This is a genomic window from Amycolatopsis sulphurea (assembly GCF_002564045.1).
Lineage (GTDB): Bacteria > Actinomycetota > Actinomycetes > Mycobacteriales > Pseudonocardiaceae > Amycolatopsis > Amycolatopsis sulphurea.
On record NZ_PDJK01000002.1, the window covers coordinates 205,028 to 221,175 of the forward strand.

Below are 16,148 nucleotides of genomic sequence, written 5' to 3' on the forward strand. Positions count from 1 at the left end.
GGGATCGGCGGCCCCTCCCCTATCCTCGTCCGGGACACTCCCGGGGGGAGGGACGATGCCGGATTCCGCCGGTCCAGGACGGGAATTCGTACGAAAACTGCTGCACCACGGCACGCCACGCGAGCCGAGCGATCACGAGGACGCCACCGCGACCCTCGCCCGGGCCGCCCGATACTGGGTCGTCGTACCGACCGGCTACCGGATCGCCCAGTTCGCCAAGGCTTTCATCGGGTTCGTCGCGTCCAACGGCAGCGTCGGACTGGCCGTGGCGCTGGCCACGACCGTCGTCGCGCTGGTGGCGAATTCCGGGCAGCTGTGGTGGTTCCTGCGCTCGCGCGGGCTGCCCGCGCACCAGACCACGCGGGTGCTCTCCCTCGACCTCGCCGCCGGGGTGCTGCTCAACGTCACGGTCGCAGTCCTTGCACCGGCCGCGGTCCAGCCGTTCGCAATCGACCTGGCCTGGACGTGGATGATCGGCACGGTCGCGATGTGGGCAGGTACCCGAGGACTGCCCACGGCGTTGCTGCTCCTCGCCGCGGCCCTACCGTTCCGCGCGGTACTGAGCCTGATCGGCGGACGCGCCTTCGACGAACCCGTCGCGCTCAGCCGTTCAGTGGGCGACCTGATCGGGCTCGCGGTGGCGATCGTGATCACCTTCGTCGTGCTGATCCTGCTCGGCACGGGTTCCCGGGTCGCCTTCGACTTCGGCCTCCGCAGCGGTCGGGAGGCCGAACGGCGCCGTACGCAACGGCTTCTGCACGACAGCGTGCTCCAGAGCCTGGAAGCGTTCGGCCTACCGGCACCGGACGACGAGGAGCGCGCCGCCACCCGCCTCGGCGAGCTACGCCGCGCCGCTCGCGCCGAGGCCGCCGGCCTCCGCCGGACCATCACCGAACCGGTGCAGCCAGGCCCGAACCGCGGTTTCGTCGTCGAACTGGCCAACGTGGCCGCGGAAATGGCCAGGGAGGGCCTGCGCACCCAGCTCGTCACCGCCGACTTCGCCGACGACCGGCTCTCCGCCGAACGGCGCACCGCCCTCCGCGAGGCGGTGCGGGAAGCGTTGCGCAACACCGCGAAACACTCCGGCACCGGCCAGGTCGTCCTCCGCGTGGAAGAACGCGACGGCGGGATCACCGTGGTGGCCAGGGACCAGGGCCGCGGCTTCGACCCGGGGGGCCAGGCACCGGGCTTCGGGATCAGCCAGTCGATCGAGGCCCGGCTGACGGAGGTCGGCGGCACCGGCCGCGTCGAATCGGCACCCGGCCGCGGAACCCGCGTGACGCTGTGGGTCCCGCATTGAGACCGAACGGTCTGCGCGCGGCTGCGTTGCGGTCGGCGAGCGCCGTCCGGTCGAGCCGGGTGGCCTGTCGGGCGGGGTGCTCGTGGACGGCTGGTGATCAGCCCAGCTCCGCCAGCCGCGCCACAGCCGGCGCGATCCCGTCGAGCGGCCCAGCGGCGGCATGATCGTGGCCGTCTCGCGGCCGGACCAGCGAACCGCCAACGTCAGCTCCCGCACCCCGGATGGCCGGCGGCCCGCCGGTCTCCGCCTGGTGATCAGCCCAGTTCAGCCAGCTGCACGGCAACCGGCACCACCCCCTCAACCCCACGTGGCCGACGCCCGCCCGAAGAAACGACCGCGCCCCACACCTCGTGTCAGCCCAGCTCCGCCAGCCGCGCCACAGCCGGTGCCATCCCGTCGACCCACGCGGCCGGTGCCCCGCCGGGAGGCATGATGAGGGCCGTGTGCACGCCGAGCTTCGCGTAGTCCGCCATGCTCCGCACGAACTCGTCGCAGGCCTCCGGCTCCGGCCTGCCCGCGGTGATCGTCTTGCGGATCGCGTCGTAGTCCCGGCCGAGGTTGTCGCAGTGCTTGCGCAGCACGTCAAGCTTGTGCGCGACTTCCTCCGGCGAGGTGGCGAACAGGTTGCACGCGTCGCCGTACTGCGCGACCAGCCGCAGCGTCTTGCGCTCGCCGCCCCCGCCGATCAGCACCCGCGGCCGTCGAATCGGCTGTGGTGAGCAAAGCGTCTCGGCCAGCCGGTAGTGCTTGCCCTCGAACGGCCCGTCGTTGTCCGCGTCCCACATCTGCGCGCAGATCCGCAACGTCTCCTCAAGCCGCTCGAACCGCTCCGCGACCGCCGGGAACGGCACGCCCAGCGCATGATGCTCACGCTCGAACCAGGCCGCCCCGACACCGAGCGCCGCCCGCCCACCGGAGAGCACGTCGAGCGTGGTCACGATCTTGGCGAGCAGTCCCGGATGCCGGTAGGTCACGCCGGTGACCAGCAACCCGAGTTCGATCGCCGACGTGTGCGCCGCGAGGAAGCCGAGCGTGGTGTACCCCTCGAGCATCGGCGACTCGGCGGGCAACCCCGTCGCCTCGATCTGGAAGTAGTGATCCATGAACGACAGCCAGGACATCCCGGCCTCCTCCGCCGCCGCCCCGACCCGCGCCAGCTCCGGGGCGACCGCGCCGGCTCCGCCGTCGATGTCGAAGACCGGCACGTGAATTCCCAGCTGCATGGCGGAGGCTCCGGTCGGATCAGCGCGATACAGCGGACGTCACCGAGACTAGGGCCTGGAGTGCACTCGAGGGCAAGTCCGCGTTTCGGTACCGCCACTCTGCTGACAAAGACTCCGTATCAGGACAGAATTCTCCCTCCTCGAGGGTCCTCCGAAAGTGCCTATCCCGTTCTTCATTGGTGACAGTGAGGGTGTTAAGTAATAAAGGGCCGACCAAGCGCCCGGAAAGACCGACCACGACCAGCGACAGCCGCGGGGGGCAATCGCAGTGGACACGCCGGACAGACCGAAGCCAGACCGTGCACAACGGAACCGGCAGATGCTCGACGAGTGGAATCAGGGCGCCTCGCTCAGTGAAATCGCCAGAGCGCACGGGCTTTCCCTGAGCTGGACCGGTCGGTTGCTCCGGCAGGAAGGTGTGGTCCTGCCGGAAATCCGGCAGGGCGTGCGCCGGGTGCTCGACACTCCGCGGGTCATCCGGGAATACCGCGCCGGCGCCAGCATTCGCCGGATCGCCGACGAGCACGCCACCTCTTACGGAACGATCCGTCGTTTGCTCCGCCGCGAGAATGTCCCCCTTAGGCCGCATGGCGGCAACAATTCCGCCGTCCGCCGTTTCCGGTGAGTGCGACCGCTCACGATCGCCCCGTCCGGCGCGGTCGGCAGGGTAGACACGACCGAGCGGCCGAGGGGAGGACGATGATCCGGGCACGGCAGCCGGAAGCGGCGGAGGACGCCGTCCGGCCGGTGCAGCTTCCGCCGGCCCCGCCGGGGCTGATCGGCCGGGAAGCCGAGCTGGCTCGGCTCGACGAACTCTGGCGGGCCGAGCACGACACGCCATCCGTCGCGGTGGTCACCGGCGTCGGCGGCATCGGCAAGACCGCGCTCGCGGTGCAGTGGCTGCACCGGCGCCGGGCCGAATTCCCGGACGGGATCCTGTTCGCCAGCCTCGCACCGGAGGACGACGAGACGGCCGCGCCCGCCAGCGGTGCGCTGCACGGTTTCCTGGCCGCGCTGGGCGTTCCGGCCGACGAGATTCCCGCTTCGTTCGCCCAGCGCGCGGCCGCGTTCCGGGCGGCGACGGCGGACCGCGCGTTCGGCGTACTGCTCGACGACGCCACGCACGGCGCCGAGGTCCGCGCGATGCTGCCGGCCAGCAGCAGCTCGATCGTGCTGGTCACCAGCCGGTCTCGGCTGACCAGCCTGACGCTGGACGGGGCCGAGATCATCCCGCTGGATCCCTTGCCCGTTCCCGAGGCCAAGGAGGTGCTCAGACACCGGGCGGGCCGCGGGCAGCTCGACGACGAAGCCGCCGGCGAACTCATCACCGCCTGCGCGGGCCTCCCCCTCGCACTCGCCATCACCGGTGCCAGGCTGCGTACTCACCCGGCCCGCAGCACACGCCGTGAAGCGCGCCGGAGCCCGCTGGCGGCCGACAGGCTCGCGACCGTCTTCGACGCGTCCTACACCGCGCTCAGCACCAGCGCGGCGGCCCTCTACCGGCTCTGCGGCCTGCTTCCCGGCCCGCACCACGCCCTCGACTCCCTCCCCGGCGCCCTGCTGAGCACGCCCGATCAGCTCTACGACGACGTCGACGAACTGATCGAGGCGAATCTCCTCACCGAGGTGGACGACGAGACCGTGGCCCAGCACGACGTCGTCCGCCAGGACGCGCGAACCCGCGCGGAGCGCGAGCGCACCCCGGAGGACAACGCCGATGCCCTGCTCCGCGTCACCCGCTGGTATCGCGACCGGATGTTCGCCGCGAACGCGCTGATCCACCCATTCCAGCCGGTGTTCACCAGGACCACCGCCGCGGCCGTCTTTCCCGACCGTGCCCAGGCGTTGCGCTGGTGGCGGCGGAACCTCCCGGTCATCCGCGCGGTCGCCGCCGAGGCGGCCCGGCGCGGCTGGGATACCGAGACCTGGCAATTCGGCGAGCTGTTCTGGGGTTTCTATCTGCACCACCGCGATCCCGCGCCGCTCATCGCGCTGAGCTCGGCCGGCGCCGAAGCCGCGCACCGGTGCGGCGCACCGCTGGCCGAAGCGCGTTTGCGCAGCCAGCTGGGCTTCGTCTACGACAAGCTCGGCCGAGAAGAGGACGCGGCCGCCCAGCACGCCGTCGCGCTGGAGATCGGCGAGCGGGAGGGCCATGGGCCGACCCAGGCAACCGCGCTGTCCCGCCTCGCCCGTACCGCTCGCAGCCGGGGCGAGCTGGAGACGGCGCTGGAGCTGTACCGGCAGAGCGCGGCGGCACACGCCCGGATCGACCAGCCACGCGGCGTCGGCCTCGCCCTCCGCCGGTGCGGTGAGGTCCTGCTGCTGCTCGGCAGGGACGACGAAGCACTCGGCGACCTGTCCGAGGCCGCGGCGATCATGGCTCGGGCGGGCGACACGAGCCAGCACGCCCGCGCCGTCATCTCGCTCGCCCGGGTACACGACCGCCGCGGCGACCACGAACTCGCGTGCCGCGAGCTCCGGTCCGTGCTCGAACAGGTGGACCGGCGGCAATCACCGCATTATCGCGCCGAAATCCTCACCGCTCTCGCCGATGTCGAAGCCGGCCACGGTGCCGGCGAGGCCGCTTCGCAGTATCGCGAGGAAGCTCGCCGGCTCCGCCGCGAAGCCGGCGAGCCGCCGGACTGACCACCGCAGTCCGCGGGGAAACCGGGCCGCTGCCGCGACCGCACCCGGCCAGGCCGCCAGCGCTGCTTCGGCCGGAGCGGCCACCGGTGGTCCGGTGGCCGCCAGCACGAGTACGTCAGCGCGGGAAAACCAGCCCGGATCCGCGAGCCCGAGATCGACGACGTGCACCGCCACGGCCTTTCCCCGCACGAAGATCCGCACGACCCCGACGCCCCGCGCCGGGAACCGGGTCATCGTTCCCAGCCCGGTAACGGGACCGGCATCGCCGGCAACGGCGGGGTGGCCGGCTCCGCCGGTTCCGAAAGCTCCAGCAACCGGTACATCGCCGACCGGAGGATGGCCGCCGCGCGATCCGGTCTCGTGCTGATCGCCCGGGTCACCTCGGCGGAGAGCCGGGCGGCCGTCTTTCCCGCTGCCTCGGCCTGTGCCCCGAGCGGCCGGTTCCAGCACAGCTCCTCGGCGTGGCACCGCACGACCTCGGCGATGCTGCCCGGCTGCAGCCCTTTACCCGGCGAGGAGGCGAGGGTGACCGGACGGCCGAGCGCCGCGGCGTACCCGGTGGTCGATCCGTGATCACCGATCACCCAATCGGCCGCGATCATGGTGGCCTGCCAGCCCCGCTCCGGCGGAATCACCTTCAGCCCCGCCTCGACGCTCCCGGAAAGCCAAGCCGTCACCTGCCGCCGGCCATGCACAGCCCACGCGTTCGGGTGCAGCACCGCCGCGACCGCGTAGTCCGCCAGCGGCAGCGCTTCGAGTACTGCCTGGTACAGCTCGGGAATCCGGCCGAAGGTCGAATCGGTGTACCAGGTGGAACTGATCACCACCAGCCGCCGCTGCGGGGTCACCTCCAGTGCGCGGCGGTATCGCTCCCGCAGGCCGGTCGCGGCACGCATCCCGTCGAGGCAGACGTCCCCGGCGACCACGGCCGCGGGCAGGGCCTCCGGACAGCGCTCCCGCACCAGCTCGAACTCGTCGTCCGTCCCGAGCCCGAGCACGGCGGGCAGCACCCGCCCGCGAAAAGTCAGCAGCTCCCGGTCCACCGCGGTGGTCCCGACGGTCGCCCCGCCGGCTTTGCGGCTGTAGCGGCTGGGTCGCAGCCGTCCCGCGCCGTGCCCGATCAGCAGCACCGGTCCGTGCACCGCTTCCAGGTGCCGGTGGCTGGCGGCCAGCACCAGATCGAACCGGTGTGCGACGGCCTGTGCCCAAGGCAGTACCAGGCCGTGCTGAGCCCGCACGTATTCGTCCACCCCCTGCCAGCGGTCGGTGCCGTGCGGCACCGTGAACAGCACCTGGACCCGCAGGTCCCGTTCGAGCAGCCGGACCAGGTCCAGCAGCCGGGTCCCGGCGGTCACCGTCGGCACGACCACCAGCACCGCCCGGCAGCGCGGCCGGGTCACCCGCGAGCCGGCGTCGATGCCGATCGGCCCCCGCACCCAAGATTCGGATTCCATCGAGCTCCCCTCTCTTCCGGAAAACCGCTTCCCCCTGAGAATGAGAGCCGGATCTGCCGCGGCTCTGCCGGTGTCCTGCCGGGAAGCGGACCGGCACCTGCCCGGCATTCGGCCAAAGTCGATCGTTACCGCCGCGAAATCGCCGATTGATCGTTTTGATGCGAAAATGATCTCTCGGCGAACGGAGGGGACGTCGAATGGAGACCGCCTACGGAATTCTCGGGCAGACTGCCGTGCGGATGCACGGGAAGATGAACGAGGACTGGGCGACCGGCCAGGTTCAGAATGTGCTGGGAATCCTGCTGGTACGCCCCGGAGAACGTGTTCCCGCAACCCGGATCATGACCTGGGCCTGGGATGACGAGCTTCCGGCCAACCCGAAAGACGCGCTGTACAAAGCGGTGAACCGGCTCCGCCGGGCGTTGGCGGACGCCGATCTCGCCGCCCCGGTCGAGACGGTCGACGGCGGCTACCGGATCGCCCTCGACCCGAATTACGTGGATCTCGCCGTCTTTCACGAGGGAATGCGCGAGGCACGGGCCGCCGCGGACGCCGGCAACCATGAATCGGCATACGAATCGGCACATGCAGCGCTTTCCCTCTGGCGCGGAGAACCGCTGGCCGGCCTGCAGACCGGGCCGGTGCAAAACTGGCGGCGGAACACGATCCTGACGCAGTGGATTCCCGCCTGCAGCTTCCTCGTACACGAATTACTGACCCTGCACCGCCCGGAAACAGCCGCCCGGGAACTGGACAGGCTCCTCCCGGAACACGCCGGGGAGCTGACCTTTGTGAAGCTGCGCACCCGCGTCTTCTATGCACTGCAGCAGTTCACCCAGGGCCAGGAGTACTTCCTCGGCGCCTACCGCGAATTCCGTGACGCGGGGGACGAACCGGCCGCCGACGAACTTCGCGCGTTCCACGACCGGCTCCGGGAAACCCACCGGAGCACACCGGCACCCGGCAACCTCCGGCCGGTGACGAGTGCGCCACAGGTCCGGCCGCTGCCCCGGGACCTTCGCGGGTTCACCGGGCGCGCCGACGTGCTCGGGGCACTGAACAACCTGCTGCTGCAGGACAATTCCGGCCGTTCGGCACCGGCGGTCGTGCTCACCGGCCCGCCCGGGATGGGGAAGACCAGCGCAGCGTTGCACTGGGCGCACGGGGTCGCCGAGGCCTTTCCCCGCGGCAGGGTGTACGTCGATCTCCAGGGGTTCGGTCCCGCACCGCGGCTGGAACACAACGACGTGGTGGATCTGCTGCTCGACGAGTTCGGATTCCCGGTCGACCACGTGGTCCGCGAATCGGACCGCGCCGCGGTGCTCCGGGAGCACCTGGCCGAGCGCCAAGTGCTGGTGGTCCTCGACAACGCGGAGAACTCCGACCACGTCGACCGGCTGCTCGACCTGCTGGCGGACAGCACTCTGCTCATCACGTCCCGGCGCCGGCTCAAAGCGCTGGCCCGCAAATACGAACTGCCGACGCTGAGCCTCGGGTATCTCGACGACCACGACTCGCTCGCCCTGCTCACCCGCCGCATTCACGAACGGGCCGAGCGGGAACCGGATGCCGCGCGGCGGATCGCGCACCTGTGTGACGGGCTGCCGCTGGCGCTCTCCCTCGTCGCCGAACGTGCTGCCGAACGGCCGGGCCTGAGCCTGTCGATGTTGCTCGGCCAACTGCGGGATCCGGAAATGCTGCTGAGTATCGGGGACAACGGAGACGACGAAAGCCTCCGCACCACGTTCTCCTCGTCGTACCGCACCCTCGACCCGGCCGGGCAGGCGGTTTTCCGGCTCTTCGGGCACCACCCCGGGGCGGAGATGCAGGCCGACACCGTGCTCTCCGCTGCCGGGCTCGCCACCACCGATACCCGGCGCGCGCTCGAGACCCTGGTCGCGCTCCACCTGATCGATCAGCCCGGCGACACCGATCGTTTCCGCATTCCCTCGATCTTCCACCGGTACGCCCAGACCCTCAGTGAGCACGACCATGACCAGGTGCCGTTACGCCGCCTGCTCTCGCACTACACGCGCACGGCCGAGAACGCGCACCGGATCGCCCATCCCCACGGTGACCGGCCACCGATCCCGGAAGCGGAGCCGGGCACGAATCCCACCCGATTCGAGACTCCGGAGGCGGCGACCCGATGGTTCCTGCAGGAACGCACGAACATCGCTGCACTCGCGGCGAAGGCCGAGCACGCCCGGCTCTTCGACTATGTGTGCCTCCTGGCGCACCTCGTCGGCGAGACCTTGAGCCGGTTCGGCTACTACGCCGAGCGGATCGCCGGGCTGACCGCCGCGGCACGGGCCGCGCAGGCAAGGGGTGACCTCATCGCCGAGGGCTCCACTTTCAACGACCTCGGCTACCTCCACCTGACCCTGTGCGATGAGCAGGCCGCCGCTCCGATGCTCGTGCGTGCGCTGGAACTGGCGACCGCCGTGAACCACCCGATCGCCGTACTCACCGTGAACATCAACCTCGCCCGGCAGCATCGGCTGGCCGGGCGGCACACCGAGGCGATCACGCTGTTCCGCAAGTGTGTCGTCGATGCGCAGAGCGCCCGTGACCCGGTCCGCGAGGCCAAGTCCGAACAGTATCTCGGCGATCTCCTGGCCGAACTAGACCAGTCCGACCGGGCCTTACCCCACTTCCACCGGGCACTGCACTTGCGCACCCTGCTCGGGGACACGCCCGCTCGGATCGAGACGCACATCGCGCTGGCAGAACTCCACTACGCGCAGGAAGATCTGCCCGCCACGGCCCGGCACTGCGCGCAAGCGCGGACTCTGCTCGACGGCACGGCCGAGCTGACCGCCGGCGCGCGGCTGCGCACCGTGCAGGCCCGGCTGGCCAAGGCCGAGCACAACGATCGGGCAGCGCTGCGGCTGTCCCAGGAAGCGGTCGAACTCGCCGAGCGCGCACACACCGCCACCGGTCAGGCACACGCGCTGGAAGCCTTCGCGGAGATTCTTCACGCCCTGGGAAACAGCCCCGACGCCGTCGACGCGTGGACCCGTGCCGCCGCCTTCTATCGTGGCCGCGGTCAGCACGGGAAGGCAGAGCGGCTCGAAGCACACCTCGCCGAGATCGGTCCACCGCACGAGATACCGGAAGCTCGCGACGGCGAATCGACCGTGGCGATGCCATCCCCGCGGCGCTCCATTACCAGCAGCGAACAGTCCACCTGAGATCGCGGCACGACCGCACCGGAACAGCCTCGGCACACGAAACCCGGGACCGCCTGGAGAGCTACCCAGGACAAGACCAGCTCAAAGGATTACACCCGAATGAGCGATGTGCTCATTCCTCTTGAGTGACCCTCTCCGGTATATGCCTTTAGTTCGCTACCCAAAGTTGGAACCTAGGGACACCCCCGAGTTCTCCTCGTTTCCACCAGGCTCTAAAGTCTGGTCACCAGACCTGCCGAAACATGTATCACTGCGAGTCAGCCGACTACGATCGTGATCCACGTTGCGTCAGGCTTACGACGAGACTGATACAGGAGCAAAACCTCTCATGTTTTCTGTTGCACCCACGGCCGCCGCGTCGATCGACGACGATTCGAACCTGGCCGAACCCTGGTGGTGCTGCTTCCTCTGACCCCAGAGGCCGGTGACCAGATCACTCCTCTCAGCTTTGGCGGATCCTCTTTCTCGACCGGCCTTCACCTGAGCCGGCCGGGAAGGGGGACCGCGACACCCGGCGGCAGCTTCCTCCCATCCACCCGCCAAACGGCCTGCTTTCCTTACGCACCAAGATAAACACCTGCGGCATTCAGGTACTGCCGGTCGCCGGCGCGGGATCACCAGGGCCGCCTGTTCACCCACCCTACGCAGGTCCCGGGATTCACCGCCTGACCGTGTTCAGCCCAGGTCGGCCTCCGGGCGGATCTCGATCTCCGTCCCCGGGCGGTGCAGTTCCAGGACCACAATCTCGTTCTTTCCCTTTCGCCACAGGGGCTTTGGTGCGTAGAGCGTCTGCTGCGGGCCGATCTGCCAGTATCGGCCCAGGTTGAACCCGTTGAGCCAGACCACGCCCTTCTCCCAGCCGGGCAGGGCGAGGAACCCGTCCTCGGGGGTGGCCACGGTCGCGGTGGCGTGGTGGAACACCGGGCCGGGGCCGGGCTCCGTGGTGGCGAAGCGCGGGCCGGACAGGTCGTCCAACGGCAGCGGGCGGGTCTCCCAGCCGAACAGTTTCTGCTCGGTGCTCATCGCGACCCAGCCGTCGATTCCCTTGCGGTCGGCGAGGAACGGGCCGAAGTTCACCCGGCCCATGGCGTCCACCAGGATGTCCACCCGGTTCTGTGGCAACGGCAAGGTCAGCTGGACCGTGGCCGCCGGGTCGTTCCGGCCCAGGGTGCCCGCGAGCCGCCCTTCGACGAACACCTGTGCGCGGTCGGCGAGGCCGTGGATGCCGAGCGGACCGGAATGCGGGCCTCGCACCGTGGTGCGGTAGTGGATCAGGCCGGTGGCCTGCCCGCCCGCTCCATCGGCAGCGGCTGCGCGGACCGCACCGGTTTCGCCAGGACCGGCAGCGCATCGAGCAGCGCGACGGCACCGTCCGGGTGCACCTGCTGCGCGGGCAGCCGCGCGGACCGGCCGGGCACGGGACCGACCGGCACCTTGGTGTACTTGGTGATCACCGAGCGCAGTGCGGTGTACTTCGCCCCGGTGTCCCCGGCTTCACCGATCGGCGAATCGTAGTCGTAGCTGGTGGTGATCGGCAGGTACCGGGCACCGGAGGTGTTGGCACCGCTGGTGAACCCGAAGTTGGTGCCGCCGCAGGCCATGTACAGGTTCACCGACGCACCGGTGGCCAGCAGGGTGTCGACGTAGGCCGCCATCCGTTTCGGGTCGCGGGTGTTGTGCGGCTCGCCCCAGCGGTCGTATCAGCCGTCCCAGTATTCGGCCATCATTGCCGGTTTGCCGGGCTGGAACTGCTTGATCGCGGACAGCTTCACCAGCGGATCGCCGTCGCCGGTGCCGGCCTCCAGGGTGCCGGGCAGCGCCCGGAACCGCATCGAGTACTCGGAAGCACCGTCGGCGGCGAAAAGCAGGCTGGTGACGCCCCGCGCGCGCAGGCTGTCGCGCAGGTGCGCGAGGTAGCCGGTGTCGTTGCCGTAGTTGCCGTATTCGTTCTCGATCTGCATCGCCACGAACGGACCGCCGTATCGCGCCTCCAGCGGGGTGAGCCGCGGGATCAGCTCGTCGTACCACGCGTCCACGGCGGCGAGATAGGCCGGATCGGCGCAGCGCAGTTCCAGGTTCCGGTCGGCCGGCAGCCAGGCCGGGAACCCGCCGAACTCCCATTCCGCACAGATGTACGGGCTCGGCCGGACGATCACCTTCAGCCCCAGCTCACCCGCGAGTCGCAGGAACCCGGGCAGGTCCCGGCCGCCGCGGAAGTCCGCGCGACCGGGCACCGGCTGGTGAAAGTTCCACGCCACGTACGTTTCGATCGTGTTCAGGCCGAGCGCATGCATCCGGGCCAGCCGGTCCGGCCACTGGTCCGGGTGGATCCGGAAGTAGTGGATCGCGCCGGAGACGATCTGGAACGGCTTGCGGTCCAACAGGAATCGCTCGCCGTCCACGCTCAGCCGCGTCCGGCCGCCGCCTCGGCCGGCCCGGCGAATACCGTGCTCGCCGCGGCGACCCCGGCCGCCGCGGCCCCGCCGAGGAAGCTCCGCCTGCTGACTCCGCTCATCTACGCCTCACTCTTCGCCGTCCCGGCCGCGGCATCCCTCACCTTGACGAGGAATGTGTCCAGGACGCCGTCGCCGACCAGCGCCGGGCGCACGCCCCAGGCATTGGTGTTGCCCGTCTTCACCGCTTGCGCCTGACCGACCTGCGTGTCGCCGGTCGCGGTCAGTTGCCGGGCCTTCTCGGCGTCGCCCCCGGCAGCTGCGGCGAGCGCGTCGAGCCGGGTCACCATCGCCTTGCCCCACAACGCACTGGCGTCCAGCCACGGCCCGGTGTCCGCGACGAACGCGCGATCCACCGGTCCGGCACGGATCGTTTGCGGGGCATCGCGGATCTTCTCCGCGTAGGGACGCAGTTCGGCGAGTGCGTTGTGGTCGCCCGCGTTCCAGCGTTGCCAGAAGTCGGCGGTCTTGGCGGCCAGCACGGGCGCCTGCGGCTGCCACGGCTGCGGCGCGGACGACGGGCCGTAGTGTTCGAGATCGGCGAATACGGTGACCGCCGCGGTGGCGTTCGGATCGCCGCCGGCGATCCGGGCGAGGGCCCGCGGCCAGGACTGTTCGGCGGAGTACGCGGCGTCATTCCACGAGAAGTCGGCGACCCCGAACTCGGCGATCTGGCTGGCTGCCTCCTGATTCATCGGGTTCGAGACGATGCCGTCCAAGTACTGCGAGAGCCCGGCGTCGCGATGATCGTAGGGCGCCAGCATGATTCGCCCGGCGGCCTCGCCGTAGTCGTTCACCGGGTAGTTGTCCCACAGGAACACCTTGCGTCCGTACAATGTGGACACCTGACGTGCCTGGTCGTTCGTCACGCTGGGCGGGACCACCGCGGTCCCGGTCCACTGGATCACCACGGACGGGTCGAGGTGCTCGCGCAGCTCGGTCTTGTACGGCGAGGCCTTCAGATCGCCGTACTCGGTCGGCACCGTCTGCAGCGGGCGGACGCCGTCGTGGGTCTTCACGAAATCGCTGGTGATCCGGTTGAGCAGGGTCACCTGCGCCTTGCCCGCGGCGGCCTGGCCAGGGGCGCCGTAGGCGGTTCGATCGCCGTCGCAGTTCCACCTCGTGTACGAGATGTCGTCGAACGGCATGGAGAACGACCGCACGCCCAGGTCGTAGACCGACTGGAACTTCGCCTTCACCGCGGCCACATCCGCCGCGGACGAGAAGCAGATCGAGACACCCGGCGACAACGCGTACGTGAACTTGACGTGGTGCGCGGTGGCCGAGGAGACCAGCTGCCGCAGCGTCGTGAGTTCCTTCTGCGGGTACGGGTCACGCCACCTGGCGCGCAGGTAGGCATCGTCCTTCGGGCTGTAGATGTAGGTGTTCGCCTTGGTCTCGCCGAGGAATTCGATCTGGTGCAACCGTGCCTCGGTGGGCCACGGCGGACCGTAGAAGCCTTCGATCGACCCGCGCAGCGCCATGTTCGGCCAGTCGCGTACCTGGACACCGCGCACCGCCCAGCCGCCGCCCGACCGCACGAACAGCTGCCGAAGCGTCTGTACGCCGTAGTACTGGCCGGAGCCGTCCCGGCCGCCGATCAGAATGCCGGAGAGCCGGGAAACGGTGAGCGCGTACCCCTCGGCCTGCGAAGGCACTTCGCCGCTGAACGACGGGCCGCCGAGGCGGACCAGGAGCACCCCAGGCTGCTGCTGGGCCGCCGACGGATCGATGACGCTGATCCGCCGCACGCCGTGCTGCTTGAGCTGGGCGGCGAGCAGGTCCTTCGCGGCGGCGTCGGTGGTCTGGTCCACGACCAGCACCGCGGTGGCCGGGATCGGCACCTCCCCCGGCTGACGGCTGATCTGTTGCGGTGTAGGGGAAACTACCGGTACATCGCCCGGGGCGGCGACGGCGGGCCGGCTGAGCGCGAGCATCGCGGCCAGCGCACCGGCCACGGCCGTCAGGGCCAGCCGGACTCTTCCGGGCGGAGTCATTTGTTCCCCTCTCAACGCGGCCTGCCGGAGGCCGGGTCAGCAGCCTAGGTCGCGAATCCATCGGACGTCTATGCGCTAACCGGATGAGGGACGCTGAGTAAAAATCAATCACCGATAATCGCACCATTGCTGGTCCGAACGGTGTACTCGCCCAGAGCGCTCACGGATTGTGGCCGGAATTGGTCCGATGCTTCCTGTCGCGTGGCATTCCGCCGCTTTCGGAGCGGCTCATGCATGACCATGCTCCCGCTGGCGCACCCAGCCATTCGGTGGCGGCCCCGGTTTTTGTCGGTGGTGGCTGAGAGCATCTCGGCATGCACATTTCGCCACCGTTCACCGGCCACCGAAGACCGGAAGCCGCCAACGCGGGACCGGTCCCGCCCCGGAGGCCCGGCACTGGGCTTCTCCGGTGCACCGAAAGGGATTCCGTGCACTCGCCGCCTGAACCCGCCGAGCGGCCGCGCGACCCGCTGGCCGCCGCCGTGGGGAACGCTTCCCTGCTCGGCGTCGGTTATCTGCTGCTCGGGCGGCGGCTGCTCGCCGCCCTGAACGTCGCGGGTACCGCCGCGCTCGTAATACTGCTGACCACAGTGGCACCGTTCCGGTGGTTCGAAGTGCTCGTGCTCGCCTGGTGGGCGCTGGTGATCGCGCACGGATGGCAGCTCGCCCGCCACAAACCCGCGAAGGTACGAAAACATCAGGTGATTGCGTTCTCCGCCGCGATAATCGTATTCGCCGCCGTCGGACTCCTCCGATTCGACGCTTTCCGAATCGATGAACGCATTACCGCCGCCCGGGCGCAAGGCAGCTGCGCCGAAGCCACCGAAGCACTGGACAGCAGGTGGTTCCGACATTACCTCGCGGACGCCCCGCTGATGACCGGGGAGGAATCCACCAGGGAGGCCTGCCACCGGTTGCGGGCGGCGAACGAGAACCTGGCAAGCGCGCTGTCCGGTGAGCCAGAGGCGACCGCCGCCGCATTCGAACGGTTCGCCTCGGTCCGCCGTGACCTGCCCGGCCACGGGACGATGGCCACCGTGGTGCTCGACGGTTTCCTCCACCGGCTACCCACTTCGGAGCCGTGTACCACCGCCGAGATCGACGAGTGGCTGTTCGCGCACGCGGCCGGTGGCCCGATCCCCGAACGGTCGGCCGCCGTACGCACCGCGTCCGCGGCCCACCTCTCCTGCGGCGACAAACTGATGACTTCGAAGGGCTGGACCACCGCACACACCCGGTATCAACGGATCGTCGACCGGTACCCCGCCGATCCCCGTGCGGCGAAGACGAAAGCCGGCACCACCAAGGCGCCCCAGGCGCTGGAGCTGGCGAAGGTGCAAAGCCTGCTGGAAAGCTCCGGCAGCACCCAACCGTCCTACTGCAGGACTCCCGCGCCGTACAGCGCCGCCGCACCGCACGGCCCCGGCACGAACCGCGCACTGTTCTACGGCGATGACGGCCACAGCAGCAAGTTCCCCCCAGAATGGCGCGCACCTGACGCAGCACAGGCCGTGCTCGTGATCTGCCTCGGCGAGCACGCAGACGGCACCGCCGTGCGCACCTGTCCGTACGAGAACAAGATGATGCCGAACTTCCCGGGCAACGTCACGTTCCACAAGATCGCCGTCCCGCTGAAGGCCTACGAGCTGCGTACCGGCAAACCCGTCGTGGACACAAAAGTGGAGATCGGCGGGGCGAGTTGCCCTAAAGTCCTGCACTACCGCAGTTACAGCCATCTCGCGGGCCTCGGCCCGCCCCCGGACACCCCAGTGACCCCCACCGATGATGACGTGCGGGCGGCCTTCGCCCCGGCCATCCAGAAGTGACTCGATCGCCCGGACGGGCGATCACCGGATAGGAGGGAGACCTCGAACCGCGCCG

At 69.7% G+C, this 16,148-nt stretch carries 10 protein-coding genes and 1 pseudogene; 5 read left to right on the forward strand and 6 right to left on the reverse strand.

All coding sequences use genetic code 11. The features are described from left to right. The first annotated feature begins 55 nt into the window (after positions 1-55). Positions 56-1,300, forward strand: coding sequence for a sensor histidine kinase (locus tag ATK36_RS06985; protein WP_098510521.1), 1,245 nt, complete (start codon positions 56-58; stop codon positions 1,298-1,300). Positions 1,301-1,653: 353 nt separating this feature from the next. On the opposite strand, the gene ATK36_RS06990 is transcribed toward ATK36_RS06985, so the two are convergent. After that, on the reverse strand, positions 1,654-2,523 hold the full coding sequence (locus ATK36_RS06990; protein WP_098510522.1) for an LLM class F420-dependent oxidoreductase: 870 nt from the start codon (positions 2,521-2,523) through the stop codon (positions 1,654-1,656). A 319-nt stretch (positions 2,524-2,842) separates the two neighbouring features. Between ATK36_RS06990 and ATK36_RS06995 the strand changes: the two genes are divergently transcribed. Together ATK36_RS06995 and ATK36_RS07000 are read left to right on the forward strand one after the other, a co-directional pair. Continuing rightward, the gene (locus ATK36_RS06995; protein ID WP_245914471.1) at positions 2,843-3,148 is read left to right on the forward strand and encodes a helix-turn-helix domain-containing protein; all 306 of its coding nucleotides are present in this window, start codon (positions 2,843-2,845) and stop codon (positions 3,146-3,148) included. Between the two features lie 74 nt (positions 3,149-3,222). Then, entirely contained in the window at positions 3,223-5,169 is a 1,947-nt protein-coding gene (locus tag ATK36_RS07000; protein WP_098510524.1) for an NB-ARC domain-containing protein, read from the forward strand. A gap of 230 nt (positions 5,170-5,399) precedes the next feature. Here ATK36_RS07000 and ATK36_RS07005 read toward each other — a convergent pair whose 3' ends face one another. After that, positions 5,400-6,623 (reverse strand): hypothetical protein, encoded by a 1,224-nt coding sequence (locus ATK36_RS07005; protein WP_098510525.1) that lies wholly within the window; start codon positions 6,621-6,623, stop codon positions 5,400-5,402. A gap of 197 nt (positions 6,624-6,820) precedes the next feature. On the opposite strand from ATK36_RS07005, the gene ATK36_RS07010 reads away from it, so the two are divergent. Beyond that, complete coding sequence (locus tag ATK36_RS07010) at positions 6,821-9,817, forward strand: AfsR/SARP family transcriptional regulator (protein WP_098510526.1); 2,997 nt, start codon at positions 6,821-6,823, stop codon at positions 9,815-9,817. Between the two features lie 675 nt (positions 9,818-10,492). Here ATK36_RS07010 and ATK36_RS33330 read toward each other — a convergent pair. The 4 genes and pseudogenes from ATK36_RS33330 to ATK36_RS07025 form a co-directional block, all read right to left on the reverse strand. Next, on the reverse strand, positions 10,493-11,071 hold the full coding sequence (locus tag ATK36_RS33330; RefSeq protein WP_245914472.1) for a hypothetical protein: 579 nt from the start codon (positions 11,069-11,071) through the stop codon (positions 10,493-10,495). A 17-nt stretch (positions 11,072-11,088) separates the two neighbouring features. Then, positions 11,089-12,219, reverse strand: a pseudogene (locus ATK36_RS33335) (glycoside hydrolase family 35 protein). 2 nt (positions 12,220-12,221) lie between these two features. Beyond that, positions 12,222-12,332, reverse strand: coding sequence for a twin-arginine translocation signal domain-containing protein (locus ATK36_RS33340; protein WP_098510527.1), 111 nt, complete (start codon positions 12,330-12,332; stop codon positions 12,222-12,224). Further along, positions 12,333-14,267, reverse strand: coding sequence for a glycoside hydrolase family 84 protein (locus ATK36_RS07025; protein ID WP_245914475.1), 1,935 nt, complete (start codon positions 14,265-14,267; stop codon positions 12,333-12,335). It lies immediately after the preceding gene. Between the two features lie 428 nt (positions 14,268-14,695). On the opposite strand from ATK36_RS07025, the gene ATK36_RS07030 reads away from it, so the two are divergent. After that, the gene (locus ATK36_RS07030; RefSeq protein WP_098510528.1) at positions 14,696-16,093 is read left to right on the forward strand and encodes a hypothetical protein; all 1,398 of its coding nucleotides are present in this window, start codon (positions 14,696-14,698) and stop codon (positions 16,091-16,093) included. Positions 16,094-16,148 lie beyond the last annotated feature (55 nt).

What these genes read in the sequence shown, in the direction of transcription:
- ATK36_RS06995 (WP_245914471.1), top strand. Translation starts at nt 2,843, where the DNA reads ATGCTCGACGAGTGGAATCAGGGCGCCTCGCTCAGTGAAATCGCCAGA.
- ATK36_RS07010 (WP_098510526.1), top strand. Translation starts at nt 6,821, where the DNA reads ATGGAGACCGCCTACGGAATTCTCGGGCAGACTGCCGTGCGGATGCAC.
- ATK36_RS06985 (WP_098510521.1), top strand. Translation starts at nt 56, where the DNA reads ATGCCGGATTCCGCCGGTCCAGGACGGGAATTCGTACGAAAACTGCTG.
- ATK36_RS07000 (WP_098510524.1), top strand. Translation starts at nt 3,223, where the DNA reads ATGATCCGGGCACGGCAGCCGGAAGCGGCGGAGGACGCCGTCCGGCCG.
- ATK36_RS07005 (WP_098510525.1), bottom strand. Translation starts at nt 6,623, where the DNA reads ATGGAATCCGAATCTTGGGTGCGGGGGCCGATCGGCATCGACGCCGGC.
- ATK36_RS33340 (WP_098510527.1), bottom strand. Translation starts at nt 12,332, where the DNA reads ATGAGCGGAGTCAGCAGGCGGAGCTTCCTCGGCGGGGCCGCGGCGGCC.
- ATK36_RS07025 (WP_245914475.1), bottom strand. Translation starts at nt 14,267, where the DNA reads ATGACTCCGCCCGGAAGAGTCCGGCTGGCCCTGACGGCCGTGGCCGGT.
- ATK36_RS06990 (WP_098510522.1), bottom strand. Translation starts at nt 2,523, where the DNA reads ATGCAGCTGGGAATTCACGTGCCGGTCTTCGACATCGACGGCGGAGCC.